The organism is Tardiphaga sp. 862_B3_N4_1 (assembly GCF_051811085.1).
Classification (GTDB): Bacteria; Pseudomonadota; Alphaproteobacteria; order Rhizobiales; family Xanthobacteraceae; genus Tardiphaga; species Tardiphaga robiniae.
In genome coordinates this window covers 2685984-2711987 of sequence record NZ_JBPWQB010000001.1, presented here as the reverse complement: position 1 = coordinate 2711987, position 26004 = coordinate 2685984, and the positions used below count along the sequence as shown (strand labels likewise).

Genomic DNA, 26004 nt, shown 5'->3' with positions numbered 1-26004 from the left:
AATACCTGTTGTCGCGCCAAGGCCTTGTGCGCAGGAGCCTCCCCTAGCACACCCCGTCTCAACGATAAATCATGGCCTTCTCAAGAGAAAATCTAAGAATCCTTCAAGCGGATGCCGCCACGCCGCGGCATGGTCCGCATATCGACGGCCTCAACCGTCATTGCCCGGAGGACCTGCACCATGACGAATGACAAGCGCGACACCAGCCACTTCAACCGCCGCAGCCTGCTGGGCGCGGCGCTCATGGGCATCGCCGCGGCCCCGTTCGGCGGCATCGGCTCCGCCGCGGCGCAGGCCGCCAAGGCCGGCAAGCAGCTCCCGGCCATCAAGCGCGGCACGCATACGTCGTTCAAGCCGCTGAAGCAGATCAATGCCGGCGACCTCAGCGTCGCCTATGCCGAGGACGGCCCGGCGAACGGCCCCGTTGTGCTGCTGCTGCACGGCTGGCCCTATGACATCTACAGCTATGTGGATGTCGCGCCGCTGCTGGCCTCGGCCGGCTACCGCGTCATCATCCCGTATCTGCGCGGCTATGGCGGGACGCGCTTCCTCTCCGACGCGACGGTGCGCAATGGCCAGCCGGCAGCGCTCGCCACCGACATCGTCGCGTTCATGGACGCACTGAAGATCGAGAAGGCGGTGGTCGGCGGCTACGACTGGGGTGGCCGCACGGCCGACATTCTGGCTGCGATCTGGCCCGAGCGCGTCAAGGCGCTGGTCGCCGTCAGCGGCTATCTGATCGGCAGCCAGGAGGGCAACCGCATGCCGTTGCCGCCGAAGGCTGAACTGGAATGGTGGTACCAGTTCTACTTCACCACGGAGCGCGGCCGGCTGGGCTATGACAAGTACCGGCACGACTTCGCCAAGCTGATCTGGAAGCTGGCCTCGCCGAAGTGGAATTTCGATGACGCCACCTATGACCGATCAGCCAAGGCGTTCGAGAATCCCGATCACGTCGCCATTACCATCCACAACTATCGCTGGCGGCTCGAACTCGCCCAGGGCGAGGCGAAATATGATGAGCTGGAGAAGCGGCTGGCGCAGGGGCCGGTGATTGCGGTGCCGACCATCACCATGGAAGGCGACGCCAATGGCGCGCCGCATCCCGATCCCAAGGCCTATGCGAAGAAGTTCACCGGCAAGTACGAGCATCGCACGGTGAATGGCGGGATCGGTCACAACCTGCCGCAGGAAGCACCGCGTGAATTCGCCCAGGCCATCATCGACGCCGACGCGATGGCACGCTGAGAGAGAGCCGCGATGCGATGGATTCTTGCAGCGAGCCTCGCAGCAGGCGTGGTGTCATCCGTGGTGGTGGCGGCCTTTGCCGCCAACACGGTCAGTCCCGCCAACCTGTCGCCGATCTATGGCGTCGGGCTTCCCGATGGCTACCGCAAATGGGAGCTGATCGCGCCGGCGCAGGAGGCCGAGCCTCTGAATGAATTACGCGCCGTGGTCGGCAACGACATCGCCGTCAAAGCCTATCGGGACGGCCAGCTCCCGTTTCCCGATGGCACGGTGCTGGTGAAGCTCGCCTGGAAGCACACCCAGTCGCCGGAATTCGAATCTGCCTCGATCCCCGGCGCCGCGACCACGGTTCAGGTCATGGTGAAGGATTCGAAGAAATACCCCGCGTCAGGCGGCTGGGGCTTCGGCCGCTTCATCGACGGCAAGCCGGTGGATCAGGCACAGCACGAAACCTGCTTTGCGTGTCACGAGGCACGCGTGAAGGAGCGGGATTACGTGTTCACGAAGTGGGCGCCGTAAGCGCCCATTTCACGAAACGCCGACCTCGGCCAGAAACGCCGTGAGGAAAGCCTCGGTCCGCGCGTGGCGTTCTTGTGCCATGCGTCGGCCGGTGGCGGTGTTGAAGCCGTCCGCGAGCGTCAGCAGTTTCGCCGGCAGATGGTCGATCGCAAAATTGCGATCGTCAAAGGCGCGACGGCGTGCAGCGGGATCCTCGGGATCGTACAGCAGGGACTGCATCCGCCCGGCGGTGTAGAAGCAGCGCGCGATGCCGATGGCGCCGATAGCATCCAGCCGGTCGGCATCCTGCAGGATCTGCGCCTCGATCGTCTCGGGCGTGATCTTGGCCGAGAAACTATGCGCCGCGATGGCGTGGGCGACACGGTCCAGCCGATCGTTCGTCCAGCCCAGCGGCGCCAGCAGGATCACGGCATGTTCGGCAGCGAGGCGCGAGGCACTGGCGCGGAGCGGTGAGCTCTTCTCGACGGCGACGCAGTCGTGCAGCAGCGTCGCTGCCGCGAGGATCTCGGGATCGCCGCCCTCGGCCTTCTGGATGGCGCGGACATTGGACCAGACACGCGCCAGATGCGCGACGTCATGCGATCCGTCATCGGTCTCGATGTGATGCAGAAGTGAAGAGGCCAGCGTTTCGAACGGAGCGAAGGCGGCAGCGATACCGGTGATCTCAGTCATGGCGTCGTTGTTAGATTGGCCGCCGGGCGTTGCCAAGCGTGTTTTGATGTCATTAGATTCGGATTGCGAACGGGTAGAACTCAGGCGGCAAGGCTGAGTGTGTATGCCGTTTTATCGCCGAAGCAGCATCATGAGGAATTGTGGCCAATAACCCCGTCAACAGCCTTAGCGCCTTGCTTGAGCAGAGCAGCGATAATTTGGCTCTGATCATCGGAAACGGCATCCACCGATACGTAGAATCGAAACGTGTAAATTCCTGGGATCAGCTGCTCGTCGAGATTGCTCAAGAGTGCTCGCCCGGGCTTGTTGAGGTGCCACCTGGCACGACGCTTACAGAATTTTATGATGTGCTGGAGCTCTTGTCTGGGAGTAAGATCGGTGCTCTGCAGGAGCAATTTTGTGCGCTCCTGGACGGTTGGGATGTACTCCCACATCACCGGAAGATCATGAACTGGGCAGTACGACACTGTACTCCAGTGCTCACGACGAACTTCGATCAAGTGTTGAGCGATGCCGTCAATGCACAGTTCTGGCGTCCGCAAAATCCGAAATTTACGAGCTACTACCCGTGGGAGTGTCACTTTAGCCAAACAGCTATCACTGATCCGTGCGCTTCTTTCGGCGTTTGGCACATTAACGGGATGGTAAAATACAAGCGCAGCATTCGCTTGGGACTTAGCCACTATATGGGGTCGGTTCAGCGAGCCCGGACTTGGCTTCATCGCAGCGGCGCCGCCCCTCTCTTTGGAGCAAAGGATCGTCGCATTTGGGCAGGTGCGAATACCTGGATTCATGTTGTATTCAATAAGCCCTTGCTCATCTTTGGTTTGGCTCTTGAAGAAAACGAAGTCTTTCTCGGCTGGCTTCTTATTGAGCGTGCCAAGTACTTCAAGAAGTTTCGCGAGCGCTTTCATCCAGCTTGGTATGTTTACAAAAACGATATGTCTGACGACAGGCAGGCCGGAAAGCTCTTTTTCTTGGAGTCGATGGGAGTCAACTGTATCGCGGTTCAGACGTTCGGAGAGATCTACGACAATACGGGTTGGTCGTCCTGACGTGCCAGCTCAACGCATTTGTAAGGTCGCTCGCACCCGCGGGGAACGACGCCGCTATCGCTTCAGTAGCTCATACACCACGGGATCATCCGCACAGGCCTTGAAGCCGCATTCGAGCAAGGTCGAGGCGACGTTCGCAGCCGTCAGGCCGATCACGAGCCAGACGGCAACATGGGCGATGACGCTGGGCGCCGAGTGAGCAGCGGGGGCCTTCTCGAATTGCCGGTCGAACAGCAGCACCAGCGACAACAGAACGATGGCTGCGATGAAGCCGATCAGTGCCCAGGTGTAATAGTGATAGCCGAACAGCGCGGTGCCGAAGCCGGGATCGCCGGGCGTGATGTGTAGAAGCACCTGCCGCGTCGAGACGATGGCGCCGACCACGGCGGCGAGCAGCGACAGCGCGTAATGGCTGGGACGTGGGCCGAAGCGGATGTTGAGGATCGGACCTATGGCGAGCAGTGCGAACATGATCCGCTGCAGCAGGCATAGCGGGCAGGGCAGCTCGCCCAAAATGAACTGGGCGGCAAAGGCGGCCGCGAGCAGCGCGGCGAGCGCGTAGAGTGCGAGGACGTTGAGGGCGATAGCGCGATGTGAGGTCATGATGGCCTCAGAACGACAGTTTCAGCGCGTCGGTGGCGTGGTGCAGGAAGGTCGCCACGCAGGCAATCAGCACAACGGCGAACAGAGAGAATGCGAGGCTGCGGCTGCCATACCATGCGACGAGCATGGTGATGGCGATCGCCAGGAAAAGTGCGGTGAACTCCATGGTCGCTCCGGCGCTGAATGTGTCCGGTATCTTACGACAGATTCGCTGGCGCCCTGTCGCGTGTCATCTGCGTCAGTCGGCGGTCTCCGCCACGGTCGCACCTGTCTTGCCGGTGTAGTTGGTCACGGCATCCCGAAAGGCATGGACCTCGCTGTTCAGGGCGATCAGCCGTTCCGGCGTCATGCCGGCTGCGGCGAACAACGTCTCGCCAAGGCAGCGGGATTTTTCGCGCAGACCCACGCCTTTGGCAGTGAGGCTGACGACGACCTGCCGCTCATCGTCCGGATTGCGCTTGCGCGCGACGAAGCCGGCCTGTTCGAGCCGCTTCACCAGCGGCGTGACCGTGCTCGATTCCAGCGCCAGCCGGTCGGCGATGCCGCCGACGCTCTGTGCGCCGCCCTCCCACAATGTGCTCAGCACGAGATATTGCGGGTACGTGATCTCGAGCGCGTCGAGCAGCGGCTTGTAGGCGCGGCCGATGGCCATGCTGGCGCTGTAGAGCGAAAAACAGAGCTGGTGATCCAGCGGAATGTCGGCGGGCACCACGGCAACTCTCCTCACGTCGATATCACAATAACGTATATCGCGATAAGTAAATATGGACAAGGCGGCCTGCTCGAGCCAATAAACATATCGCGATATTAGTTATCGTAATATGTAATTTGACCAAGGTTCTTCCGCCAGCCCGGTGGAGAGCGCCCGGTCCAAGCTTCGATGGAGACCAGAATGACCGTCCCACAGGGAACCGCCAGCCTGCCGGCCGTAGCGAGCGGAGACCTCGCACGTTATTACCTCGTCCGCGGCATCGTCGCGGCAGCCTGGGTGGCAGCCGCCTTCACCGTTGGCGTCTCGTCGCCCGGGGCCGCCGCCATCCTGCTGGTCAGTTACCCCGCCTGGGATGCCCTTGCGAACTGGTTCGATGCCCAGGGCAGCGGCGGCTTGCTGGCCAATCCCTCGCAGGCGCTGAATGTGGGGGTGAGCCTCATTGCCGCACTGGCCGTGGCCATCGCCTTGCGCACGGGGATGAATGCCGTACTCGCGGTGTTCGGCGTCTGGGCGGCATTGGCGGGCCTCGCGCAACTCGTGACCGGCGTTCGACGCTGGCGCGCATTCGGTGCGCAGTGGGCGATGATCCTGAGCGGCGCGCAGTCGACCGCCGCCGGCCTGTTCTTTGTCAAGCAGGCGGGCGGCGCCACAGTGCCGACAATCGTGGACGTCGCACCCTATGCCGGTTTCGGCGCCTTCTATTTCCTGGTGTCGGCGCTGTGGTTGATCTTCGCGAACCGCGGGCGTACGGCCTGAGATCTGAGGATAAACCGATGATGCCGGCCCCAGCATCATCGGCCGCCTCTGTGGATGATCGCGGATTTGCTGTCAGCCGCTGCTGCCTGATCTGCTAGTCAGGTCAGAACGACGATCACTCCTGGCAGGCACGGCGACATCTCATGGCCATCACCATCTACGGTATCAAGAATTGCGATACGATGAAGAAAGCGCGCGTCTGGCTCGACAGCCATGGCGTCGCCTACAGCTTCCATGACTACAAGGCCGAAGGCATCGACAAGGCGCGGCTGCAGCGCTGGGCCAAGGAGGTCGGCTGGGAGACGCTGCTCAATCGCGCCGGCACCACGTTTCGCAAGCTCGATGACGCTGCCAAGGAAGGTCTGAACGAGAGCAAGGCAATCGCGCTGATGCTCGAGCAGCCCTCGATGATCAAGCGGCCTGTGCTCGATCTTGGCGGCAAGCTTGTGGTTGGCTTCAAGCCGGAGATTTACGCAAAAGACGTAAAATAGCGATCAGTCGATCTCGACGACGTCGCCGGCTGCGAGCCGGTGCGGCGCACGATAGGACAGGCTGCGATCGATCACCGCGCGGAGTTTCGGCACCGGCACGGTGTGATGGCCGCGCATCAGATTTTTGATTTCGAATCCACCGTCCTCGCTGATCGTCTTGAGCGACGCGATGATATGGGTGACGCCATCGCCTGATGAGAACGGCATCAGCATCCGCTCATAGGCGACAACACGACCGTTGACATCGTCGATCATCGAGACGGTGTAAGTCGGCAACTCGCGTGCGATACATTCATGATAGGCCGGCAGCACGACAGGACCGAGGATCGGACCGAGATAATCGTCGAGATAGCGGCCCTTGCCGGTGGTACCATAGGCGCTCGCCATGCGGGTGCCGTTGCTGTCGATGATGAGCCGCGGCGGTGCCGTGCTGTGATTAACAATGTAGTCGACGAGATCAGGACGTTCGTCGTCCATCCGATCCGGGCGATAGTTGGCGATATCGGGCAGGGCCTGTTGCGGCGCATAGAGCCGTAGCCAGCAGTTCAGCAGATCGCGCTGCCGAATGGACTTCACCACGGACGCGTCGGCGCTCTGGAAGTCCACGGCAACGATCCCCCTGATATCGATCGAGGGTAGTATGAGTACAGCAAGCAAATAATCAATGAACGCGGGAAGTCGCCTCGCAATACAATTAACGAGCGATTTTCAAAGCTCCTTGCGGCGCAAACAGATGGTGCGTTCTGCACGGTGGACCGGTCGCAGGCGGACTCTGCTTTCTGCATGCGCAGGGGGCTAACTGCCTACGACTAAGGGCGAAGTCGGTGCGACAGGCAGTCCACCCAATTCTGCCGCATTGCACCTTGCGTTCGCCGTCGCGTTGACGGCATATTCGCGCCACTCGATGTGGCCGCGCGGGGATGACTTTCAGTTTTCCCCGAAATGCGGCTGCGCAAAAAGTTGGCCACTGGCGGAGACACACGCCGGGAAGGTCGATGGGGGAAATTTGCTTGACCGATGAGTTCATTCTCGAAACCAACGGATTGACCAAGGAATTTGCGGGCTTTTTCGCAGTCCGCGATGTCAGTCTCAAAGTTCGCCGCGGCACCATTCACGCATTGATCGGCCCTAACGGGGCCGGCAAGACGACGTGTTTCAATCTGCTGACCAAGTTCATGCAGCCGTCCGCCGGCCAGATTTTCTACAAGGGCAAGGATATCACCGCGACGGCGCCCGCCGACGTGGCGCGCCTTGGCCTCGTACGTTCGTTCCAGATCTCCGCGGTGTTTCCGCATCTGACGGCGCTGGAAAATGTCCGTGTTGCACTGCAGCGTCAGCATGGATCGTCGTTCGACTTCTGGCGCTCCAAGAGCGTGCTGGATCAGTACAATCAACGCGCCGCTGAACTGCTCGACGACGTCGGCCTCAGCGAATTCGCCAATACGCCCGCCGTGGAAATGCCTTATGGCCGCAAGCGGGCATTAGAGATCGCCACTACGCTGGCGCTCGATCCCGAGATGATGCTGCTCGACGAGCCGATGGCCGGCATGGGCCACGAGGACATCGACAAGATCGCAGCGCTGATCAAGCGCATCTCGGCGAAGTATACCATCCTGATGGTCGAACATAACCTCAGCGTCGTGTCCAATCTGTCGGACATCATTACCGTTCTGACTCGCGGAAAGGTTCTTGCGGAAGGCAGCTACGCCGACCTCACCAAGGACGAGCGCGTCAAGGAAGCTTATCTGGGAGCCGGGCATGGCTGAGATCACAATGGCCGCACCGGCAACGACTGCAGCAACCGGCAATCCAATTCTCAGCATCGAGAATCTCGAAGCCTGGTATGGCGAGTCGCACATTCTTCACGGCATCAATTTCAACGTGAAGCCGGGCGAGGTCGTCACGCTGCTCGGTCGCAACGGCGCCGGCAAGACCACGACGCTGAAGTCCATCATGGGCATCATCGGCAAGCGCACCGGCTCGATAAAGTTCGAAGGCAACGAGATCATCAAGACCTCGTCGGACAAGATCGCGAAGCAGGGCATCGCATTCTGTCCGGAAGAACGCGGCATCTTTTCCAGCCTCGACGTGAAAGAGAATCTGATGCTGCCGCCGACGATCCGGCCGGGCGGGTTGTCTCTGGATCAGATCTTCGAGCTGTTTCCAAATCTGAAAGAGCGTCTCAACAGCCAAGGGACAAAACTCTCCGGCGGTGAGCAGCAGATGCTGGCGATCGGGCGCATTCTGCGCACCGGCGCGCGCTTCCTGATGCTGGACGAGCCAACCGAGGGGCTGGCGCCCGTCATCATCCAGCAGATCGGTCACACCATTGCGCGGCTGAAGTCGGAAGGCTTCACCATCCTGCTGGTCGAGCAGAACTTCCGTTTCGCTGCCACGGTGGCGGATCGCTACTACATCGTCGAGCACGGCAAGATCATCGATGGCTTCGCCAATTCCGAGCTCTCGGCGAATATGGACAAGCTGCATACGTATCTCGGCGTCTAATATCGAATAACGGACCGAGCCAACGGTCCGACGATAGACACAACCATCAATACGGGTAGGGAGCACAGAATGAAAAAAGTCGTTTCGACGTCGCTGCTGGGTTTTACGCTGATGATGAGCGCAAGCTCGCTTGCGTTTGCCCAGGACAAGACCGCCAAGATCGGCGTGCTGAACGACCAGTCCGGCCTCTATGCCGACGTAACCGGTGTCGGTTCGACGCTGGCGGCGCAGATGGCCGTCGAGGATTCCGGCCTTGCCGCCAAAGGATGGAAGATCGACGTCGTGGTCGGCGACCACCAGAACAAGCCGGATATCGGCGTCAACATCGCGCGCCAGTGGTTCGACCGCGACAAGGTCGACGTGATCGTTGACGTGCCGACGTCCTCCGTCGGTCTCGCCGTCAACAACGTCGTCAAGGAAAAGAACGGCGTCTATCTGAACTCCGGCTCCGGCACATCCGATCTTTCCAATGCACAGTGCTCGCCCAACACCATTCACTGGGCCTATGACACCTATCAGCTTGCCAACGGCACCGGCTCCGCGATGGTCAAGAGCGGCGGCGATACCTGGTTCTTCCTGACCGCGGATTATGCTTTCGGTACCGCGCTTGAGCGCGACACCACCAACGCCGTGACCGCCATGGGCGGCAAGGTGCTGGGCAGCGTGCGGCCGCCGCTGAACACCGCCGATTTCTCGTCGTTCTTGCTGCAGGCGCAGACCTCGAAGGCGAAGGTGATCGGCCTAGCGAATGCCGGCGGCGACACCATCAACTCGATCAAGCAGGCCTCCGAATTCGGCATCATCAAGGGTGGCCAGAAACTTGCCGGCCTGCTGATGTTCATTTCGGACGTCCATGCCCTGGGCCTGCCGGTTGCGCAGGGACTGAGCTTCACCGAGACCTTCTACTGGGACCTCAATGACGGCACGCGGTCGTTCTCCAAGCGCTTCCAGGAGCGCATGAAGAACAAGGCCATGCCGACCACGGTGCAGGCCGGCGTGTATTCGTCGCTGATCCATTACTTCAAGACGCTGGATGCGATGGGTGGCAACTCCCATGACGGGTTGAAGATCGTCGACAAGATGAAGGCGACCCCGACCGATGACATCATCTTCGGCAAGGGCACGATCCAGCCGAACGGCCGCAAGCTGCACCCGGCCTATCTGTTCGAGGTCAAGAAGCCTGAGGAGTCGAAGGGACCCTGGGATTACTACAAGCTGGTGGCGACGATCCCTGCCGATCAGGCCTTCACGCCGCTCGACAAGAGTGCTTGTCCGCTTTTGAAGAAGACCTAATTTAGAAGCCCGTCGTCCAAATCATTGAGAGGAAGTCATGAAAAACAAGATTTCGACCGCACTTCTCGGCACGGCGCTTTCGCTGGCCATGGCGGGCGTCGTCATGGCCCAGGATAAGACTGTCAAGATCGGCGCACTCAGCGATCAGTCAGGTCTCTACGCCGATCTCGGCGGCCCGGGCTCGACGCTCGCTGCCCAAATGGCCGCCGAGGATTCCGGTCTGATGGCCAAGGGCTGGAAGATCGACATCATTTCCGGCGATCACCAGAACAAGCCGGATATCGGCTCCAACATCGCGCGGCAGTGGTTCGACGTCGACAAGGTCGACACCATCGTCGACGTACCGAATTCCGGCGTGGCATTGGCGGTGAACAACATCGTCAAGGAGAAGAACGGCGTCTACATCAATTCGGGCGCCGCGACGTCGGATCTCACCAATGCGCAGTGTTCGCCGAACACCGTGCACTGGACCTACGACACCTACATGCTCGCCCATTCGACCGGGCAGGCGATGGTCAAGGCCGGCGGTGACAGCTGGTTCTTCCTCACCGCCGACTACGCCTTCGGTGCCGCACTGGAGCGCGATACCTCGGAAGTCGTCAAATCCTCGGGCGGCAAGGTGGTCGGCGGCGTCAAGCATCCGCTCAACACCGCGGACTTCTCCTCCTTCCTGCTGCAGGCGCAGTCGTCGAAAGCCAAGGTCATCGGTCTGGCCAATGCCGGCGGCGACACCACCAACTCGATCAAGCAGGCGGCGGAATTCGGCATCGCCAAGGGCGGTCAGAAGCTCGCGGCATTGCTGCTGTTCATCACCGACGTCAAGGCGATTGGTCTCGAGACCGCGCAGGGCCTCAGCTTCACCGAGACCTTCTACTGGGACCTGAACGACAAGACCCGCGACTTCTCCAAGAAGTTCGCAGCGCGCATGAAGAACGGCGCTCCGCCGTCGATGGTGCAGGCGGGCGTGTATGCCGGCTTGATCCACTACTTCAAGGCGCTGGAAGCGCTCGGCAGCAATCCGCATGATGGCGCGAAGATCGTTGCCAAGATGAAGGAATTGCCGACCGACGATCCGCTGTTCGGGCAGGGCAAGATCGAAGCCAATGGCCGCAAGATTCACCCGGGCTATCTGTTCGAGGTGAAGAAGCCGTCGGAATCGAAGGCGCCGTGGGATTTCTACAAGCTTGCCGGTACAGTGCCAGCTGATCAGGCCTTTACACCGATCGAGAAGAGCACTTGTGCGCTGCTGAAGAAATAAGATCGTTGGCCCGGCGGCGTCACTCTGCCGGGCCAAGACTTTCCTGCGATAAGAGTTGAGAACAACATGTCGATCAATCTACAGGCCCTGTCTGCGCAATTGCTGGTCGGACTCATCAACGGCTCGTTCTATGCGCTGTTAAGTCTCGGCCTCGCCGTGATCTTCGGCATGCTGAACATCATCAATTTCGCCCATGGCGCCGTCTATATGATGGGCGCGTTTGCGGCATATTTCCTGCTCAATCTGGCCGGCATCGGCTACTGGCCGGCGCTGATCCTGGCGCCGCTGGCGGTCGGCCTGTTCGGCATGGTGATGGAACGCACCATGCTGAAATGGATCGCCAATCTCGACCATCTCTATGGCCTGCTGCTGACCTTCGGTCTGGCGCTGATCATCCAGGGCGTGTTCCAGAATTATTTCGGCTCGTCGGGTCTGCCTTACGCGATCCCGGATGCGCTGAAGGGCGGTATGAATCTCGGCTTCATGTTCCTGCCGATCTATCGCGGCTGGGTCGTTATCTTCTCGCTGGTGGTCTGTATCGCGACCTGGTTCCTGATCGAGCGTACACGGCTCGGCGCCTATCTGCGCGCCGCGACGGAAAACCCCACGCTGGTCCGCGCCTTTGGCATCAACGTGCCGCTGATGATCACGCTGACCTACGGTCTCGGCGTTGGTCTCGCGGCACTCGCCGGCGTGCTGTCGGCGCCGATCAACCAGGTTCGCCCGCTGATGGGGGCGGACCTGATCATCGTCGTGTTCGCGGTCGTCGTGATCGGCGGCATGGGCTCGATCATGGGCTCCATCATCACCGGTTTCGCCCTCGGCATCATCGAGGGTCTGACCAAGTATTTTTACCCCGAGGCCTCCAACACCGTCGTCTTCGTGCTGATGGTGCTGGTGCTCCTTGTGAAACCTTCCGGACTGACGGGACGGGCTGCCTGATATGACAACGATCACTGAAAACGCCATTCCGTCACCCCGCCGCACCGTCAAAGACGAGATGGTCGCCTTTGCGATCATGACCGCGCTGTTGCTGGTCGTGCCGCTCACTGGCGTCTATCCGTTCTTCGTGATGCAGGCGCTCTGCTTCGCGCTACTCGCCTGTGCGTTCAACCTCCTGATCGGTTACGGCGGTCTGCTGTCCTTCGGCCACGCGATGTTCCTGGGCACCGCCGGCTACTGCACGGCGCATGCGCTGAAGGTCTGGGGCCTGACGCCCGAGCTCGGCATCGTCGTCGGTGTTGTTGCCGCCGCCGCGCTCAGCGTTATCACTGGTCTCATCGCCATTCGTCGTCAGGGCATCTATTTCGCCATGATCACGCTGGCGCTGTCGCAGCTCCTGTACTTCGTTTATCTGCAGACGCCGTTCACCCATGGTGAAGACGGTATCCAGGGCATTCCGCAGGGCACGCTGTTCGGCCTGTTCAATCTCTCGAAGCCGATCACCCTGTATTACGTGGTCCTGGCCGGCTTCACGCTGGGCTTCCTGATCATCTACCGCGCCATCAACTCGCCGTTTGGCGAGGTGCTCAAGGCGATCCGTGAGAACGAGCCGCGTGCGGTGTCGCTGGGCTACAAGACCGACCAGTACAAGCTGCTGGCCTATATCCTGTCCGGTACGCTGGCCGGTTTCGCCGGCGCGCTGAAGGTGTTTGTGGCGCAGAACGCCTCGCTCACTGACGTGCACTGGAGCATGTCCGGTGAAATCGTGCTGATCACGCTGGTCGGCGGCCTCGGTACGCTGTTCGGTCCCGTGGTCGGCGCCTTCGTGATCATCGCCATGCAGCAATACCTCGCCGGCTTCGGCCAGTGGGTGACGGTGATCCAGGGCGTGATCTTTGTGGTCTGCGTGCTGACCTTCCGCCGCGGCGTCATTGGCGAAATCGCGCATTACTTCAAGCGGTCGCTGTAGTTCGCCGTTGTCCTACTTCTCCGATCCGGAGGCGGTGGCACGCTATGCAGAAGGCCCGGTGCGGCAAGTGCCGGGCTTCCTTGGGCTGCAGCAGATGGCGGGTATTCTCCTTGCGGAACGAGCGCCGGACGACGCCCATGTGCTCGTGCTTGGCGCGGGCGGCGGACTGGAGCTGAAAGCATTCGCGGCGACGCGGCCTGGATGGCGTTTTTGCGGCGTCGATCCATCGGCCGAGATGCTGGGACTGGCCAAGCGCATGCTCGGTCCGCTTGCATCGCGCGTCGATCTCCATGAAGGCTATATCGACGGCGCGCCCGAGGGGCCGTTCGATGCGGCGACCTGCATCCTGACCCTGCATTTCATCCCGGAGGAGGAGCGTCGACGCACGCTGGCCGAGGTGCACCGGCGGCTCAAGCCGGGTGCTCCCTTCGTCGTCGCCCACCACAGCTTTCCCCAGCACGACGGAGAAAAGGCCAGATGGTTGTCCCGTTACGCAGCTTTTGCGGCGGCATCCGGCGTACCGGCCGCCAATGCGGAGAATGCGATCTCGGCGATCGGCGAACGCTTGCCGCTGCTGTCGCCGGAGCAGGACGAAGCCCTGCTGCGGGACGCGGGCTTCACCGACATCGCCCTTTTCTATGCCGGGTTCACGTTCCGGGGCTGGGTCGCCTACAGGGCGTAGCTGTCGAGGGGGCTGCGGTCGACTTTCCGCCGCAGCGTGAATGGCGAAATCGCGCATTACTTCAAGCGGTCGCTCTAAATCCAGGCACTGCCTTAGGAAAAGCAGGCTGTCATAAAGCGGTGGATGATCGGGCCTAAAAGGTGTGCGATTGCCCGTCTTGGCCGGAAATGCTTTATGACATCCGTGTGACACAGGGCCGCCCGGCGGTGGCCCCGCGGGACCATGTCCGCCATCTGGCGGTCCGGTCGCTGCGTTTTCCTGACAGTTGGATGAGATGATGCTGCGTTGGTTCCGGTCCTTTCTGCCCCGGGAGGAAAGGTTTTTCGACCTGTTCGCCCGCCATTCAGTGACCGTGGTCGAGGGCTCAAAGGCGCTTGCGGGGATGCTGGAAGGCGGCGACGAGACGCCGGTCTACTGCCAGCGCGTCAACCAGTTCGAGAACGACGCCGACGCCATCACCCGCGAGGTGCTGACCGCCGTTCGCCGCACTTTCATCACGCCGTTCGATCGCGTCGACATCAAGAACCTCATCACGGCGATGGATGATTCCATCGACCAGATGCAGCAGACGGCGAAAGCGGTGATGCTGTTCGAGGTACGCCAGTTCGAGCCGCCGATGCGCGAAATCGGCACGTTGCTGGTGGAGTGTGCCAACCTTGTCGGTCGCGCTGTGCCGCTGATGAGCGCCATCGGCGACAATGTCGGTCTGCTCACCGCTATCACCGAGGAAGTCGGCAAGCTCGAGGGCCGCGTCGACGATCTGCACGACATCGGGCTCAAGGAGCTCTTTCTCAAGCATCGCGACGCCAACACCATGGATTTCGTGGTCGGCGCCGAGATCTACAAGCACCTTGAAAAGGTGGCCGACCGCTTCGACGACGTCGCGAACGAGATCAACAGCATCGTCATCGAACAAGTATAAGGCAGGGCCATCAGGTGGACGCCACGCTCGCCTTTCCGGTGCTGATCGGCCTCATCGCCATCGCATTGCTGTTCGACTTTCTCAACGGCTTGCATGACGCTGCCAATTCGATCGCGACGATCGTCTCGACGCGCGTGCTGCGGCCGCAATATGCGGTGCTGTGGGCGGCATTCTTCAACTTCATCGCCTTCCTGGTGTTCGGTCTGCATGTCGCCAACACCATCGGCACGGGGATCATCGAGCCCAGCGTCATCGATCCTGCGGTGATCTTTGCAGCACTCATGGGCGCCATCGTCTGGAACGTGATCACCTGGGGCCTCGGCATTCCCTCGAGCTCGTCGCATGCGCTGATCGGTGGCTTGCTCGGGGCGGGCGTCGCCAAGGCAGGTCTCTCTGCGGCCTTGTGGACCGGACTGTCCAAGGCGCTGCTGGCGATCGTGCTGTCGCCGCTGGTGGGCTTCCTGCTGGCGCTGGTGCTGGTGGCCATCGTGTCATGGGCCTCGGTGCGCTCGACGCCCTTCGCCGTGGACCGCGCCTTCCGCATTCTGCAATTCGTCTCGGCCTCGCTCTATTCGCTCGGCCATGGCGGCAATGATGCGCAGAAGACCATGGGCATCATCGCGGTGCTGCTGTACTCGCAGGGTCACCTCGGCACAGAGTTTTCCGTGCCGTTCTGGGTCGTGCTGTCGTGTCAGGCGGCGATGGCGCTGGGCACGCTGATGGGCGGCTGGCGCATCGTCCGCACCATGGGCCTGCGCATCACCAAGCTCACGCCGATGCAGGGCTTCTGCGCCGAGACCGGCGGTGCGGCGACGCTATTCGCAGCGACGTTCCTCGGCGTTCCCGTCTCGACCACGCACACCATCACCGGTGCGATCGTCGGCGTCGGCGCAGCCCGTCGCGTATCAGCGGTGCGCTGGAATGTGGCGAGTTCGATCGTCTATGCCTGGGTGATCACGATCCCGGCCGCGGCAATCGTCGCCGCCGCGACTTACTGGATCGTGAAGCTGCTGCATCTGAGCTTTATCTGACGCAGGTCATGACACCAGCTTTAGCCCGGCAATGCCCGCCACGATCAGCCCGATACAGGTGATCCGCGCCACCGTCGCCGGGTCGCCGAACAGGTACATGCCCAGCGCTGCGGTACCGACCGCGCCGATGCCGGTCCAGACCGCATAGGCGGTTCCCATCGGCAGTTCCTTGAGCGCGAGGGCAAGCATGCCGACTGACGCGGTCATGCTGATGAGGGTGAGGACGGAGGGGATGAGGCGGGTGAAGCCTTCGGTATATTTGAGCCCGACGGCCCAGCCGACTTCAAGCAGACCCGCAACGAACAACAATAGCCAAGCCATGGGATGACCCCTGTAAACAGGCAGGGCCGTCCCTGCGGATGATGATGATTTGGAGGTCGTCCTCGCAGGGGTTATATGGGACCCACGCAGCCGGATCGCAACGCGGCCGATGGTCGCCACTTCGGCCAGTTTCCCGCCCAAAATCCCTTGATTGCGCCCGTTTTCCCTGCCACAGGCACGTTTATGTCCGATATCGCCCTTTCCGCCGACTCAGCCGCGCGTTCCCCGCTTGCCACTGAGGTCGCCCGCCGCCGCACTTTCGCGATCATCTCGCATCCTGACGCCGGCAAGACCACGCTGACCGAAAAGCTGCTGCTGTTCGGTGGCGCCATCAACCTGGCGGGCCAGGTCAAGGCCAAGGGCGAGCGCCGCAACACGCGCTCGGACTGGATGAAGATCGAGCGCGACCGCGGCATCTCCGTCGTCACCTCGGTGATGACCTTCGAATTCCAGGGCCACGTCTTCAACCTGCTCGACACGCCGGGCCATGAAGACTTCTCGGAAGACACCTATCGCACGCTCACCGCGGTCGACTCTGCCGTGATGGTGATCGACGCCGCGAAGGGCATCGAGGCGCGGACGCTGAAGCTGATCGAGGTTTGTCGTCTGCGCGACATCCCGATCATCACCTTCGTCAACAAGATGGACCGCGAGAGCCGCGATGTGTTCGATCTCCTGGACGAGATCGAGAAGACGCTGGCGCTCGACACCACGCCGATCAACTGGCCGGTCGGCCGCGGCCGCGATTTCATGGGCACCTATGACATCGAGACCGGCGGCATCCGCCTGTTAGAGGGCGGCGGCGCCAAGACCGGTGCGGCCGAGAAGATCGAGATTTCCGATCTGGCCGGTCGCAATCCGAATCTCGACGCCAGCGAGGTCGCCGACGAACTCGAACTGGTGAAGGAAGCCTCCAAGCCGTTCGACCTGCAGTCGTTCCGCGAAGGCCATATGACGCCGGTCTATTTCGGCAGCGCGTTGCGCAATTTCGGCGTCGGCGATCTCTTGGAAGGCCTCGGCCGTTTCGCGCCGTCGCCGCGCGCGCAGGAATCTAATTTGCGCAAGGTCGAGGCCGACGAGCCCCGGATGTCGGCCTTCGTGTTCAAGATCCAGGCCAACATGGATCCCAACCACCGCGACCGCATCGCCTTTGCTCGGCTGTGCTCGGGTAAGTTGACAAGAGGCATGAAGGCCAGACTGGTGCGTACCGGCAAGAACATGTCGCTGTCGTCGCCGCAGTTCTTCTTCGCGCAGGACCGCGCCATTGCGGACGAAGCCTATGCCGGCGACGTGGTCGGTATTCCCAATCACGGCACGCTGCGGATCGGCGACACGCTGACCGATGGTGAGGACATCACCTTCATCGGTGTGCCGTCATTCGCGCCGGAAATCGTGAGACGTGTGCGTCTCGGTGACGCGATGAAGGCCAAGAAGCTGAAGGAAGCCTTGCAGCAGATGTCGGAAGAGGGCGTCGTGCAGGTGTTTCGCCCGCGCGACGGCGCGCCGGCCCTGGTCGGCGTCGTCGGCCCGCTGCAGCTGGACGTGCTCAAGGCGCGGCTCGATGCGGAATATCAGTTGCCTGTGAGTTTCGAAGTCTCGGAATTCTCGCTGGCGCGCTGGATTTCGTCGGATGACAAGAAGAAGCTCGAGACCTTCATGTCCAACAACAATTCCGGTGTCGCCGATGATGTCGACGGCGATCCGGTGTTCCTGGCGAAGAACGATTTCTATCTAAACTACACGAAGGAACGGGCGGAGGGGATCGTGTTCTCTGATATCAAGGACGTGAAGCAGCAGGGGTGAGGCGACGCGTTTGACCTCGGCCTTTCGTAGGCCGACGCAGCTGCCTCCCGACAGAATCAGGACGATCCGCCGGGTCGCTCCGGCGGATCTTGACCTGCTAGCGGTACGCAATACATGAACCGCTTGAGAGAACCGTATCGCTGAATTCTTAAAGAAAGATTCCTGCGCGCGAAGCGCGTCCGCAACTATTGTCAGAAGGCAACAGAGAATCGGCCGCCGCTCCTACATAGTTAAGTCGTGAAGTGCATATGAAGTTGTGCGGCCTTCAGGCCGCAGCCTTAGGCAAGAGATTCCACAATCCTCTTGATATTCCCTAATCCCAACTCCGCTTCCTCGTCGATCCGCGCAATCATTTCCGCCGTTGGTGCCTTCGGCCGCGCTGGGTTACGCACGGTCCGCGTGAATTTCGTCCCGCCATCCACCACATCGCACACATACTGCACCACGATCGGGCCGGTGACGCTCATATGCGTCAGGCCGATCCAGAGCCGCGGACGCTCGCAGGCGATCACCAGCCAGTCCAGCGCAACTGGGCCCGACCGCGTCGACCAGTGTTCGTGAAACGTGTCGCCGAACCGCATCGGGCGATCCTCGCAGTCGATGTCGTGCGAGGAGGGCAGCCATTGCGGCCATGTTTTCGGATTGGTGACGTAGTCGAACACGGCTTCGGGCGCAGCCGCGATCACGATGGAGTGGCTGCGCTCGAACGGATGCGTCGGTGTCTTGGGTGTGGTCATGGCTGGCAGTTCCTCCGCGGTCTGTTCGCGCAGTTGTGAACGGTCTTGTTCTTGATGAGTGCGCAACGGCGCTGCGTATTGTGTGGAGGCTTTGTCGGGGAAGATGGGTACGCGGGTCAAACGTCGGGCGTGACGAACCCGGTTCCCGTCATCGACTCGCATTTGAGGCATTTCCGATCAAATTTGATAGTGTTCTCTGGCTACGAGGTACCGGTGCCCAAGCCGTGCGTCACGACGACCTGAGCCTATTGGAAAGTTTGAGCGAGATGGATGGGGTCATCGTCAGGACTACGCTCCAACTGATAACGCCGGGAATATTGTTTGTCTTCGGAGCTGCCTTCGTCTGCGCGTGGCTCGTCGAGAAGAAGCGCAACTACCTGCTCTTGCTGGCCGGCGCGTGCGTCCTGTTTGCCCTCGGTGCGATGTCGCAGATTTTGAGTTGGCCGCCCGGCGCGGGGCCCAATGCCATCGTCTCGGGCGCGCTCTACACGTCGGCGGTTATCGCCGCCGTGGAGGGCATTCTGGTACGGTCGGGGAAGGGGCTCGGCCCGGTCATCGACATGGCGATCCTTGCCGGCTTCGTTCTTCTGCTCGCCTATTTCTTTTATATCGATCGCAGTCTCATCGCCCGGGTCTACATCCAGAATTTCGGCTACGGCCTCCTGATGCTGATCGCAGCGGGGCGGCTCACCGCATTGGCGCGCGGGCCCTATGTCGATCGGGCTCTGTTCTGGGTGCTGTTGCTGTTTGGTTTGCATTTTTTTCCGCGAACCCTGCTCACGGTCGGATTTTCCGCGCCGGTCGACAGAAGCGCGTTCAGCAATTCGATGTTTTGGCAAGCACTCCAGCTTTCGCTCGCCGTGCTCGGCGCCGGCCTGGCGCTGGCCATCCTCGCCGCGGCGGTGTCCGACATGATCGACGATCTTCGTCGCGAACGCGATCTCGATCTGTTGACCGGCATCCTGAACCGGCGCGGCTTTCAAGAACGGGTATCCGCCCATCTGCGCAAACACGGACCGAGCCGTGCTGCGCTCGCCTTGTGCGACATCGACAACTTCAAGAGCATCAACGACACCCTCGGTCATGACGTCGGAGACGATGTCCTTGGGGAGGTGGGGCGCATGCTGCGCAACGCGTCGCGCAAACGCGACATTGTCGGGCGGCTGGGCGGCGAGGAATTTGCGGTGTTCCTTCCGGATACGGACGAACAGGAAGCGGTTGATTATGCCGAACGGTTGAGGATCGCGATCGAGCAGAACAGCTTTGCCGTCCCGGGTGGAGCGAGGCAGGTCACTGCGAGCTTCGGCGTGGGGACGTTGCAGCCGGGAGATAGCTGGCCGAGCCTGTACAAGCGGGTCGATGGGCGACTTTACGAAGCGAAGCGGACCGGCCGCAACCGCACGATCTCCCATGCGCTATCGAGCGCCTCCGCCGACGCGTCTGTCGCCGGATCCGGATACGCGCTCCCGCAGTTGCAGAACCAGGACAGCGTTCGCCTCTGACGTCGAGTTCGGTTCCGCAAAGATGGGTGCGCGAGTCATCCAGCTTTGCGTCAGACGATTCAGCTGTGATGTATTCCATGTGCTGTGCAGTACGGCCGCTATGTCGGCAACGACTCGCCGCTCTGCTCGCGCACGATATAGTCGGCATACCAGTCCGGCCAGTTCTCGTCATGCTGGCCGCCGGTACGCTTTTCGTGTTCACCATGCGCGATCGCCGCTCGCCGCAAGGCGGCTGCAAGGTCAGCAGATGAATTGAAAGTCGTGGCGCTGGCATCGACACGTCCGGGCAATCGCGCGGTGATCTCCTGAAACAGCCAGCCGTTGCCGTCCGGGTCGCTGAATGATGCGAAGGAGCGATAGCTGGCCCGTGCGGGATCCGGGCCATGCACCCGAAGTCGCCCGAACAAATAGGGTTCGTCCGGCCCGACATTGACATCTCCGGCGTGGAAGGCGTCGCTCACCTTGATGCCGCGGCCGAGCAGGTCTGCACGGGCGGCCTCGATGTCGGAGACGATCAGATACAGACCCTGCGCCGAGCCCGGCGTCGCGGCGGTGACGTTCTTGCCGAAGATGACCGAGCAATCCGAACCCGGCGGCGTGAACTGGATCACGCGATAGTCGTCGCCGACCACGAAGTCGGCGTCGAGCCTCCAGCCGAGATTTGCGTAAAAACTCTTGGCCGTGTCGACATTCGACACGGGAATGACGACGATTTCGAGCTTCATAGTGATGGAAGTATCACGATGCACCTGGGGACTGCTCATGTCGGTCTCCTGAGGTCGGGGTGTGATGATGACGACGTGTGGTGCCGGGCTGCGCGCAGGCGCAACGATGTCTGCAATCGGTCGTTTGGCCGGCGTTCCGTTTGTTGGTCTGCTCGTGCAGTTGTGACCCATCCCGATCTTGATGACGCCACACGCCTGTATCATTTCAGGTGAGGGCGCATTTGCAAGGGTGTCCGAATGACACGGAACCTCACGTTACTGTTGATCGTCAGCGTACTGGTGGCATTCGCTGGCCAGGCGGAGGCGCGGCGGCTGCGCGCGGGCGATGCAGTGCCTTTCTCGCACAGGCCGTGCAGCGTGCTTGATGGCGAGCCGTGCACGCCGTCCACCTGTAGCGTGTTCGATCACGGGCCGTGCATTCCCGAAATCGATTATCCGATCGGGCAAAACCTACAGGTCACCGTGCTGAGCGCGCCGCCGGGTGATCAGCAGGCTCTCTACCGCCGGCCTGATCATGATCTCGATACGATTGGCGACCTGTTCGCCAGCTTGCGGTCGTGCTGGTCGCCGCCCGCACCGGACGTTGCGCGTGCAGGCATGCAGATGTCGGTGATGTTCTCGTTCAACACGGCCGGCACGCCCATCGCGCCGCCGCGCGTGACCTTTGCTAGCAAGGATGCGCCGCAGGACACGCGCGGCACCTATCTCAAGGCCATCAACGGCTCCCTCGATGCCTGCCTGCCGCTGAAGCTGACCAAGGGCCTCGGCGGCGCCATCGCCGGGCGGCCGATCATGATCCGCTATGTCGATAACCGGGAGCTGCAGAAGCAGTCCGGGAAGTAACGTGTGGCGTGAACCGCTGAGCCACCCGCCGCGACGAAGGGGAATCACTCCGGAGGCGGCAATGTTTGGACGCAGGTTCGTGTTGATTGCGACGATTGTTGGCGCTGTTGGTGCGCTCACCGGCGGCAGCGCGCTGTTGTTCTGGCCCGAGCCCGACAACTGGACCGAGGAAGCCAAGGCCTGCGTCGGCGACAAGTATGTCGGCTTCTGGCAGGACAACGGCAAGTATTCGTTCAAGATGGATTTCGAGAACAACTGCGCCCGCAAGATTGCCTGCGGCATCGACGTCACGGTAACTAACGCCAGGGGCTCGGTGAAGGACCATGGCACGGTGATCATCCCCGCACGCGGCCAGACGCCGAGCGAGGCGAGCTACAGCATTCCGACTTCGTCGTCGTCCGGCATGGCGCAAACTGTGCGAAACTGCCGGTTCGTGTGACGGTGCTTCTTACCTCGCCCCGCATTTGCGGGGAGAGGTCGCGCGCATCTCAGCGCGCGGGTGAGGGGCCTTGTACGGTGTTAAGGCAAGCGTGGACTCGCGGGTCGGTCAGCGGAACCTGAGGGAGCGTGTTTGTGGCAGGCCTCGAGCCATGCCCCTCACCCGCCGCGAAGACGCGGCGACCTCTCCCCGTAAAGAACGGGGAGAGGTTAGACCTCAATCGATCCTGATTTTCGCCGCCTTGATCACCTCGGCCCATAGCGCTTTCTCGTCGGCCATGCGCCTGCGGAGCTGATCCGGCGTGGTCGGCGAGGGCGTGATGAGCTGCAGCTTCAGCTTCTCGATCACGGCAGGCTCGGCGAGCGTCTGCGTCACTTCGGCATTGATCGTCGCCACCACATCCTTCGATAGCCCGCCCGGGCCGACCAGCGCATTCCAGGCGTCGGACTGCACGTCGATGCCGCTCTCGGTGAGTGTCGGCACATCCGGCAGGAACGGCGAGCGCTTCGCGGTGGTGACGGCGAGGATCTTCACGGCGCCGGTGGCGAGCTGCGGCGTGACGCCGATGGCGGGGAGGCATGCGACCTGCACATCGCCGCGGATCAGCGCGGTGGTCGCCGCGGGTGACGACGGATAGGGGATGTGCACCATATTGGCGCCGGCCTTCTGCGCGATCGCTTCCATGCAGAGCTGCGACAGCGTGCCGACGCCGATCGAGCCGTAGCCGAGGCCCTTCGGATCGGCTTTGGCCTTGGCGAGGAATTCCGCGACCGTATTGACGCCGAGGCTGGTCGGCACCGCGAGCACGCTGGGGAGCTGCGTCAGCAAAGTGATCGGTGCGATGTCGGTGTCGGGATTGTAGGGCAGCTTGGCAAACAGCAGCGTGTTGATGGCGAGCGGGCCGCCGAGCGAGATGCCGATGGTCGAACCATCCGGCGTGGATTTGGCGATGGCGTCGGTGCCGATATTGCCGGAGGCGCCGGGCTTATTCTCCACCACGAAATTGGTGCCGGGATGCCGCGTCTGCAGACTGTCGGCGAGCACGCGACCCACGATGTCCGGGCTCGCGCCTGCGCCGAACGGCACGATGATGCGAACAAGCTTGGGCGGCCAGACGGGCGCCTGCGCGTGCGCTGCGAAGGGCTGCGTCGCAAACAACAGCGCTGCGAGCGCAAGGCGAAAGCGGGCAGGTGTCGTGTCGTTTCGCAGCATTGCGTGCGTCCCCTGAAAAGTGATACCCGGAAACCGTCTGACCGGCGCCAAAGGCGGCTAAAATCCGCTGGCCGGGCGGGACCATAGTGGGAATTTCAGGGCGGGCAACCCATCCGGCACGCAACCGCCCGGGCGAGAGGACTGAACATCATGGGACTGATCGTGATGATCCTCGGCCTCGTGCTGTTTCTCGGCATTCACCTGTTCATCATCAGGCGCGAGGCGCGCGCGCAGTTGATCGCGCGTCTGGGCGAGAGCGTCTACAAGCTCGGCTTTGCACTGATCTCCGCTATCGGCCTCGCGCTGATCATCTGGGGCTTCGCGCAATATCGCGCGACCGGCTGGATCAATGTCTGGACGCCGCCGCTGGCGATGAAGCACATCACCGTCGCCCTGATGCTGCCGGCGGTGATCATGGTCACTGCGTCCTATATCCGCGGCCGCATCTACACCACGCTGAAACATCCGATGCTCGCCGGCATCAAGCTGTGGGCCGCCGCGCATCTGCTCGCCAATGGCGATCTCGGCTCGATCATCCTGTTCGGATCCTTCCTGGCCTGGGCGGTGATCGATCGCATCTCGATGAAACATCGCGCTGACGCCGGCGGTCCGCCGATCCCGGTGGGCGGTCCGATGAATGATGCGATTGCGGTCGCGGTCGGCGTCGTCGCCTATATCGCTTTGGGTTTCGCCTTCCATCCGGTGGTGATCGGCGTTCCAGTGTTCGGAGCTTAAGTTCATGTCAGTTCAGTCGGCCATCAAGCGCAAGACCGCACCGGATATTCTCGCGCGCAAGAACGGCGAGCCGATCGTGATGCTCACCTCGTATCATGCGCATACGGCCTCATTGGTCGATCGCTATTGCGACCTGATCCTGGTCGGCGACTCGCTCGGCAATGTGATGCATGGCTTTGAGACGACAATCCCGGTGACGCTGGAGATGATGATCCTGCAGGGTCATGCTGTGATGCGCGGTTCGAAGCAGTCGCTGGTCGTTGTCGACATGCCGTTCGGCTCCTATGAAGCTTCGAAAGAGCAGGCGTTTCATTCTGCCGCGCGCATCCTGAAAGAGACCCATTGCGGCGCCGTGAAGCTGGAAGGCGGAGCGCGCATGGCCGAGACCATCGCCTTCCTCACCGAGCGCGGCATCCCGGTGATGGCGCATATCGGCCTGACGCCGCAGTCGATCGCAGCGCTCGGTTCGTTCCGTTCGCAAGGTAAGGCCGAGGCCGAGGCACTGGCGCGGGGCGATAACGCGCCGGGTCCGATTCAGAACGATGCGATTGCTATCGCGCAAGCCGGCGCGTTCTCCGTCGTCATTGAAGCAGTCGCCGAACCACTCGCGCGAAAGATCACCGAGACGATTCCGATCCCGACCATCGGCATCGGCGCGAGCCCGGCTTGTGACGGTCAGGTGCTGGTGCTCGAAGACATGCTCGGCCTGTCGGCGCGGGTGCCGAAATTCGTCAAGCGCTACGGCAATCTTGGACCGATGATCGAGGCCGCCATCGAGGGCTACGCAACCGATGTGCGTTCGCGCGCGTTTCCGGGGCCGGAACATGTCTATGGCGGCAAGCCGAAGGGCTGACGCAGGTTTGACGCAAGACGAACGCAGGATTTCCGCAGGAATTTTGCGGCCCGGCCGGGGTTGAAAGAGCAGGGGCAATGCGAAGGATGTTGATGATGAAGGCCTTGAAATTCCTGAGCTTTGTCGCCGTTTTGGCGCTGCTTCCCGCGGTTTCGCACGCGGATCCGGCCAAAAAGGAGCGCAAGCCCCATTATCGCGTCGAGGAGCCGCGCCCGATCGTCGGCCCGCTCAACGACACGCGCGGCAATGCGGCGCTGGGTGGCAACAACGCCAATTCGGCCTTCGGCGACAACAGCGCCGGGTCCAATGCCAATGGCCGCACCAGCGGCGGCGCCGGCGGTATGAACTGACGCCTTCAGGCGCCAGCCAAATTAAGCATTTCGGGATAACGCTTTGATCGCGCTGGCTTTGCCTTGCCAGCGCCATAACGCTAGGGTATCGCCGCCGCCATGCCGGAGCGTATATGCCCGGCGCCGCTCGGGGTGAGCGCGGCCCATCGGGGACAGGATACCTTTAAGTGTCTGAATTATTTAATGAAGTCGACGAAGACCTGCGTCGCGAGCAGCTCAAGAAGATCTGGGAGAAGTATTCGCTCCTGATCATCGCAGTCGCGATTCTGATCGTGGTCGGCGTCGGCGGCTGGCGTGGCTACAGCTATCTTGAGGCCAAGAAGGCCGCCGTGGCCGGTGCGGCGTTCGACCGCGCGGTCGAGCTGGCCGAGCAGAACAAGCATGCCGAGGCGGAAGCCGCCTTCACCAAGCTCGCTGCCGAGGCGCCGTCCGGCTACCGTACGCTGGCGCGTCTGCGCGCCGCTGCCGAGGCTGCTTCGCGCGACCCGCAGGCTGCCGTGAAGCTCTATGACGACATCATCGCCGACCGCACCGTTCCAGCACCCGAGCAGGATCTCGCGCGCATCCGCGCCGGCAGCCTGCTGCTGGAGACCACGCCTTATGAGGCGATGCAGACGCGCCTGGAGCCGGCGACGACCAATACCAGCACCTATCGCCATTCGGCGCGCGAGCTGCTGGCGCTGTCGGCATGGAAGGCCAACAACGCCGTGGCGACGCGGCAGTGGCTGGACATGATGTCCAACGATGCGGAGACGCCGGCGAGCCTGCGCACCCGTGCCGAAGCACTGCAGGCGCTGCTGCCGCCCGCGGCGAAAAGCTGAGCAA

Annotated in this window: 31 protein-coding genes; 22 read left to right on the top strand and 9 right to left on the bottom strand. The window is 61.9% G+C overall.

The window, feature by feature from the left end; all coding sequences use genetic code 11:
• The first annotated feature begins 243 nt into the window (after positions 1-243).
• Both AB8B02_RS12825 and AB8B02_RS12820 read left to right on the top strand, forming a co-directional pair.
• The gene (locus tag AB8B02_RS12825; RefSeq protein WP_439064641.1) at positions 244-1248 is read left to right on the top strand and encodes an alpha/beta fold hydrolase; all 1005 of its coding nucleotides are present in this window, start codon (positions 244-246) and stop codon (positions 1246-1248) included.
• Between the two features lie 12 nt (positions 1249-1260).
• Positions 1261-1767 carry a cytochrome P460 family protein gene (locus AB8B02_RS12820; RefSeq protein ID WP_439064095.1) on the top strand — a complete coding sequence of 169 codons (507 nt, stop codon included), beginning with the start codon at positions 1261-1263 and terminating at the stop codon, positions 1765-1767.
• Between the two features lie 9 nt (positions 1768-1776).
• On the opposite strand, the gene AB8B02_RS12815 is transcribed toward AB8B02_RS12820, so the two are convergent.
• Positions 1777-2439 (bottom strand): HD domain-containing protein, encoded by a 663-nt coding sequence (locus tag AB8B02_RS12815; protein WP_439064094.1) that lies wholly within the window; start codon positions 2437-2439, stop codon positions 1777-1779.
• A gap of 140 nt (positions 2440-2579) precedes the next feature.
• On the opposite strand from AB8B02_RS12815, the gene AB8B02_RS12810 reads away from it, so the two are divergent.
• Positions 2580-3494, top strand: coding sequence for a hypothetical protein (locus AB8B02_RS12810; protein ID WP_439064093.1), 915 nt, complete (start codon positions 2580-2582; stop codon positions 3492-3494).
• Between the two features lie 54 nt (positions 3495-3548).
• On the opposite strand, the gene AB8B02_RS12805 is transcribed toward AB8B02_RS12810, so the two are convergent.
• From AB8B02_RS12805 to AB8B02_RS12795, 3 genes are all read right to left on the bottom strand, one after another.
• A complete protein-coding gene (locus AB8B02_RS12805; protein WP_439064092.1) occupies positions 3549-4097 on the bottom strand; it encodes a disulfide bond formation protein B in 549 nt (182 codons plus the stop codon).
• A 7-nt stretch (positions 4098-4104) separates the two neighbouring features.
• Positions 4105-4263 (bottom strand): DUF5993 family protein, encoded by a 159-nt coding sequence (locus AB8B02_RS12800; protein WP_175366187.1) that lies wholly within the window; start codon positions 4261-4263, stop codon positions 4105-4107.
• Between the two features lie 72 nt (positions 4264-4335).
• Positions 4336-4749 carry a MarR family winged helix-turn-helix transcriptional regulator gene (locus AB8B02_RS12795; RefSeq protein WP_089264628.1) on the bottom strand — a complete coding sequence of 138 codons (414 nt, stop codon included), beginning with the start codon at positions 4747-4749 and terminating at the stop codon, positions 4336-4338.
• A 240-nt stretch (positions 4750-4989) separates the two neighbouring features.
• On the opposite strand from AB8B02_RS12795, the gene AB8B02_RS12790 reads away from it, so the two are divergent.
• A complete protein-coding gene (locus AB8B02_RS12790; RefSeq protein WP_439064091.1) occupies positions 4990-5565 on the top strand; it encodes a DUF308 domain-containing protein in 576 nt (191 codons plus the stop codon).
• A gap of 143 nt (positions 5566-5708) precedes the next feature.
• Positions 5709-6056, top strand: coding sequence for an ArsC family reductase (locus AB8B02_RS12785; protein ID WP_120292243.1), 348 nt, complete (start codon positions 5709-5711; stop codon positions 6054-6056).
• 3 nt (positions 6057-6059) lie between these two features.
• On the opposite strand, the gene AB8B02_RS12780 is transcribed toward AB8B02_RS12785, so the two are convergent.
• Positions 6060-6662, bottom strand: coding sequence for a hypothetical protein (locus tag AB8B02_RS12780; RefSeq protein WP_439064090.1), 603 nt, complete (start codon positions 6660-6662; stop codon positions 6060-6062).
• A 404-nt stretch (positions 6663-7066) separates the two neighbouring features.
• Here AB8B02_RS12780 and AB8B02_RS12775 point away from each other — a divergent pair, with 404 nt between their 5' ends.
• From AB8B02_RS12775 to AB8B02_RS12735, 9 genes are all read left to right on the top strand, one after another.
• Positions 7067-7822, top strand: a complete 756-nt coding sequence (locus tag AB8B02_RS12775) for an ABC transporter ATP-binding protein (protein ID WP_089263895.1) — start codon at positions 7067-7069, stop codon at positions 7820-7822.
• Positions 7815-8561 (top strand): ABC transporter ATP-binding protein, encoded by a 747-nt coding sequence (locus AB8B02_RS12770; RefSeq protein WP_089263896.1) that lies wholly within the window; start codon positions 7815-7817, stop codon positions 8559-8561. Before AB8B02_RS12775 ends, AB8B02_RS12770 begins: the two co-directional genes overlap by 8 nt.
• 69 nt (positions 8562-8630) lie before the next feature.
• Positions 8631-9854: an ABC transporter substrate-binding protein gene (locus AB8B02_RS12765; RefSeq protein WP_439064089.1), complete on the top strand. Its 1224-nt coding sequence runs from the start codon at positions 8631-8633 to the stop codon at positions 9852-9854.
• Positions 9855-9891: 37 nt separating this feature from the next.
• Complete coding sequence (locus AB8B02_RS12760) at positions 9892-11112, top strand: ABC transporter substrate-binding protein (protein WP_089263898.1); 1221 nt, start codon at positions 9892-9894, stop codon at positions 11110-11112.
• A 66-nt stretch (positions 11113-11178) separates the two neighbouring features.
• The gene (locus AB8B02_RS12755; RefSeq protein ID WP_089263899.1) at positions 11179-12054 is read left to right on the top strand and encodes a branched-chain amino acid ABC transporter permease; all 876 of its coding nucleotides are present in this window, start codon (positions 11179-11181) and stop codon (positions 12052-12054) included.
• A gap of 1 nt (position 12055) precedes the next feature.
• Entirely contained in the window at positions 12056-13024 is a 969-nt protein-coding gene (locus AB8B02_RS12750; protein ID WP_439064088.1) for a branched-chain amino acid ABC transporter permease, read from the top strand.
• A 7-nt stretch (positions 13025-13031) separates the two neighbouring features.
• Positions 13032-13706 (top strand): class I SAM-dependent methyltransferase, encoded by a 675-nt coding sequence (locus tag AB8B02_RS12745; protein WP_439064087.1) that lies wholly within the window; start codon positions 13032-13034, stop codon positions 13704-13706.
• A 277-nt stretch (positions 13707-13983) separates the two neighbouring features.
• A complete protein-coding gene (locus AB8B02_RS12740; protein WP_089264630.1) occupies positions 13984-14628 on the top strand; it encodes a DUF47 domain-containing protein in 645 nt (214 codons plus the stop codon).
• A gap of 14 nt (positions 14629-14642) precedes the next feature.
• Positions 14643-15659, top strand: coding sequence for an inorganic phosphate transporter (locus AB8B02_RS12735; protein ID WP_175366181.1), 1017 nt, complete (start codon positions 14643-14645; stop codon positions 15657-15659).
• Between the two features lie 6 nt (positions 15660-15665).
• Here the strand turns inward: AB8B02_RS12735 and sugE are convergent, their stop codons facing one another.
• Complete coding sequence (gene sugE / locus AB8B02_RS12730; RefSeq protein ID WP_439064086.1) at positions 15666-15980, bottom strand: quaternary ammonium compound efflux SMR transporter SugE; 315 nt, start codon at positions 15978-15980, stop codon at positions 15666-15668.
• A 183-nt stretch (positions 15981-16163) separates the two neighbouring features.
• Here sugE and AB8B02_RS12725 point away from each other — a divergent pair, with 183 nt between their 5' ends.
• Positions 16164-17783: a peptide chain release factor 3 gene (locus AB8B02_RS12725; protein WP_439064085.1), complete on the top strand. Its 1620-nt coding sequence runs from the start codon at positions 16164-16166 to the stop codon at positions 17781-17783.
• Positions 17784-18061: 278 nt separating this feature from the next.
• Here AB8B02_RS12725 and AB8B02_RS12720 read toward each other — a convergent pair whose 3' ends face one another.
• Positions 18062-18520: an SRPBCC family protein gene (locus AB8B02_RS12720; protein WP_439064084.1), complete on the bottom strand. Its 459-nt coding sequence runs from the start codon at positions 18518-18520 to the stop codon at positions 18062-18064.
• A gap of 224 nt (positions 18521-18744) precedes the next feature.
• Between AB8B02_RS12720 and AB8B02_RS12715 the strand changes: the two genes are divergently transcribed.
• Positions 18745-20022, top strand: a complete 1278-nt coding sequence (locus tag AB8B02_RS12715) for a GGDEF domain-containing protein (RefSeq protein ID WP_439064083.1) — start codon at positions 18745-18747, stop codon at positions 20020-20022.
• Between the two features lie 98 nt (positions 20023-20120).
• Here AB8B02_RS12715 and AB8B02_RS12710 read toward each other — a convergent pair whose 3' ends face one another.
• Positions 20121-20786 (bottom strand): VOC family protein, encoded by a 666-nt coding sequence (locus AB8B02_RS12710; RefSeq protein ID WP_439064082.1) that lies wholly within the window; start codon positions 20784-20786, stop codon positions 20121-20123.
• A gap of 198 nt (positions 20787-20984) precedes the next feature.
• On the opposite strand from AB8B02_RS12710, the gene AB8B02_RS12705 reads away from it, so the two are divergent.
• On the top strand, positions 20985-21590 hold the full coding sequence (locus AB8B02_RS12705) for a hypothetical protein (RefSeq protein WP_439064081.1): 606 nt from the start codon (positions 20985-20987) through the stop codon (positions 21588-21590).
• Between the two features lie 61 nt (positions 21591-21651).
• Positions 21652-22029 (top strand): hypothetical protein, encoded by a 378-nt coding sequence (locus tag AB8B02_RS12700; protein WP_439064080.1) that lies wholly within the window; start codon positions 21652-21654, stop codon positions 22027-22029.
• Between the two features lie 216 nt (positions 22030-22245).
• Here the strand turns inward: AB8B02_RS12700 and AB8B02_RS12695 are convergent, their stop codons facing one another.
• Entirely contained in the window at positions 22246-23241 is a 996-nt protein-coding gene (locus AB8B02_RS12695) for a Bug family tripartite tricarboxylate transporter substrate binding protein (RefSeq protein ID WP_439064079.1), read from the bottom strand.
• A 150-nt stretch (positions 23242-23391) separates the two neighbouring features.
• Here AB8B02_RS12695 and AB8B02_RS12690 point away from each other — a divergent pair, with 150 nt between their 5' ends.
• The 4 genes from AB8B02_RS12690 to AB8B02_RS12675 all read left to right on the top strand — a co-directional run bounded on the left by AB8B02_RS12690 (position 23392) and on the right by AB8B02_RS12675 (position 26000).
• Positions 23392-23976: an NnrU family protein gene (locus tag AB8B02_RS12690; protein WP_175366174.1), complete on the top strand. Its 585-nt coding sequence runs from the start codon at positions 23392-23394 to the stop codon at positions 23974-23976.
• 4 nt (positions 23977-23980) lie between these two features.
• Complete coding sequence (gene panB / locus AB8B02_RS12685) at positions 23981-24829, top strand: 3-methyl-2-oxobutanoate hydroxymethyltransferase (protein WP_439064078.1); 849 nt, start codon at positions 23981-23983, stop codon at positions 24827-24829.
• Positions 24830-24924: 95 nt separating this feature from the next.
• A complete protein-coding gene (locus AB8B02_RS12680) occupies positions 24925-25179 on the top strand; it encodes a hypothetical protein (protein ID WP_147421720.1) in 255 nt (84 codons plus the stop codon).
• 167 nt (positions 25180-25346) lie between these two features.
• Positions 25347-26000 carry a tetratricopeptide repeat protein gene (locus AB8B02_RS12675; protein WP_068731023.1) on the top strand — a complete coding sequence of 218 codons (654 nt, stop codon included), beginning with the start codon at positions 25347-25349 and terminating at the stop codon, positions 25998-26000.
• Positions 26001-26004 lie beyond the last annotated feature (4 nt).

Bases quoted from the DNA above. Each gene is read 5' to 3' on its own strand.
- AB8B02_RS12755 (WP_089263899.1), top strand. From the start codon at position 11,179: ATGTCGATCAATCTACAGGCCCTGTCTGCGCAATTGCTGGTCGGACTC.
- AB8B02_RS12705 (WP_439064081.1), top strand. From the start codon at position 20,985: ATGACACGGAACCTCACGTTACTGTTGATCGTCAGCGTACTGGTGGCA.
- AB8B02_RS12825 (WP_439064641.1), top strand. From the start codon at position 244: ATGGGCATCGCCGCGGCCCCGTTCGGCGGCATCGGCTCCGCCGCGGCG.
- panB (WP_439064078.1), top strand. From the start codon at position 23,981: ATGTCAGTTCAGTCGGCCATCAAGCGCAAGACCGCACCGGATATTCTC.
- AB8B02_RS12765 (WP_439064089.1), top strand. From the start codon at position 8,631: ATGAAAAAAGTCGTTTCGACGTCGCTGCTGGGTTTTACGCTGATGATG.
- AB8B02_RS12795 (WP_089264628.1), bottom strand. From the start codon at position 4,749: ATGGCCATCGGCCGCGCCTACAAGCCGCTGCTCGACGCGCTCGAGATC.
- AB8B02_RS12800 (WP_175366187.1), bottom strand. From the start codon at position 4,263: ATGGAGTTCACCGCACTTTTCCTGGCGATCGCCATCACCATGCTCGTC.
- AB8B02_RS12790 (WP_439064091.1), top strand. From the start codon at position 4,990: ATGACCGTCCCACAGGGAACCGCCAGCCTGCCGGCCGTAGCGAGCGGA.
- AB8B02_RS12785 (WP_120292243.1), top strand. From the start codon at position 5,709: ATGGCCATCACCATCTACGGTATCAAGAATTGCGATACGATGAAGAAA.
- AB8B02_RS12740 (WP_089264630.1), top strand. From the start codon at position 13,984: ATGCTGCGTTGGTTCCGGTCCTTTCTGCCCCGGGAGGAAAGGTTTTTC.
- AB8B02_RS12720 (WP_439064084.1), bottom strand. From the start codon at position 18,520: ATGACCACACCCAAGACACCGACGCATCCGTTCGAGCGCAGCCACTCC.
- AB8B02_RS12815 (WP_439064094.1), bottom strand. From the start codon at position 2,439: ATGACTGAGATCACCGGTATCGCTGCCGCCTTCGCTCCGTTCGAAACG.
- AB8B02_RS12690 (WP_175366174.1), top strand. From the start codon at position 23,392: ATGGGACTGATCGTGATGATCCTCGGCCTCGTGCTGTTTCTCGGCATT.
- AB8B02_RS12710 (WP_439064082.1), bottom strand. From the start codon at position 20,786: ATGAGCAGTCCCCAGGTGCATCGTGATACTTCCATCACTATGAAGCTC.
- AB8B02_RS12820 (WP_439064095.1), top strand. From the start codon at position 1,261: ATGCGATGGATTCTTGCAGCGAGCCTCGCAGCAGGCGTGGTGTCATCC.
- AB8B02_RS12750 (WP_439064088.1), top strand. From the start codon at position 12,056: ATGACAACGATCACTGAAAACGCCATTCCGTCACCCCGCCGCACCGTC.
- AB8B02_RS12680 (WP_147421720.1), top strand. From the start codon at position 24,925: ATGAAGGCCTTGAAATTCCTGAGCTTTGTCGCCGTTTTGGCGCTGCTT.
- sugE (WP_439064086.1), bottom strand. From the start codon at position 15,980: ATGGCTTGGCTATTGTTGTTCGTTGCGGGTCTGCTTGAAGTCGGCTGG.
- AB8B02_RS12760 (WP_089263898.1), top strand. From the start codon at position 9,892: ATGAAAAACAAGATTTCGACCGCACTTCTCGGCACGGCGCTTTCGCTG.
- AB8B02_RS12770 (WP_089263896.1), top strand. From the start codon at position 7,815: ATGGCTGAGATCACAATGGCCGCACCGGCAACGACTGCAGCAACCGGC.
- AB8B02_RS12805 (WP_439064092.1), bottom strand. From the start codon at position 4,097: ATGACCTCACATCGCGCTATCGCCCTCAACGTCCTCGCACTCTACGCG.
- AB8B02_RS12695 (WP_439064079.1), bottom strand. From the start codon at position 23,241: ATGCTGCGAAACGACACGACACCTGCCCGCTTTCGCCTTGCGCTCGCA.
- AB8B02_RS12725 (WP_439064085.1), top strand. From the start codon at position 16,164: ATGTCCGATATCGCCCTTTCCGCCGACTCAGCCGCGCGTTCCCCGCTT.
- AB8B02_RS12700 (WP_439064080.1), top strand. From the start codon at position 21,652: ATGTTTGGACGCAGGTTCGTGTTGATTGCGACGATTGTTGGCGCTGTT.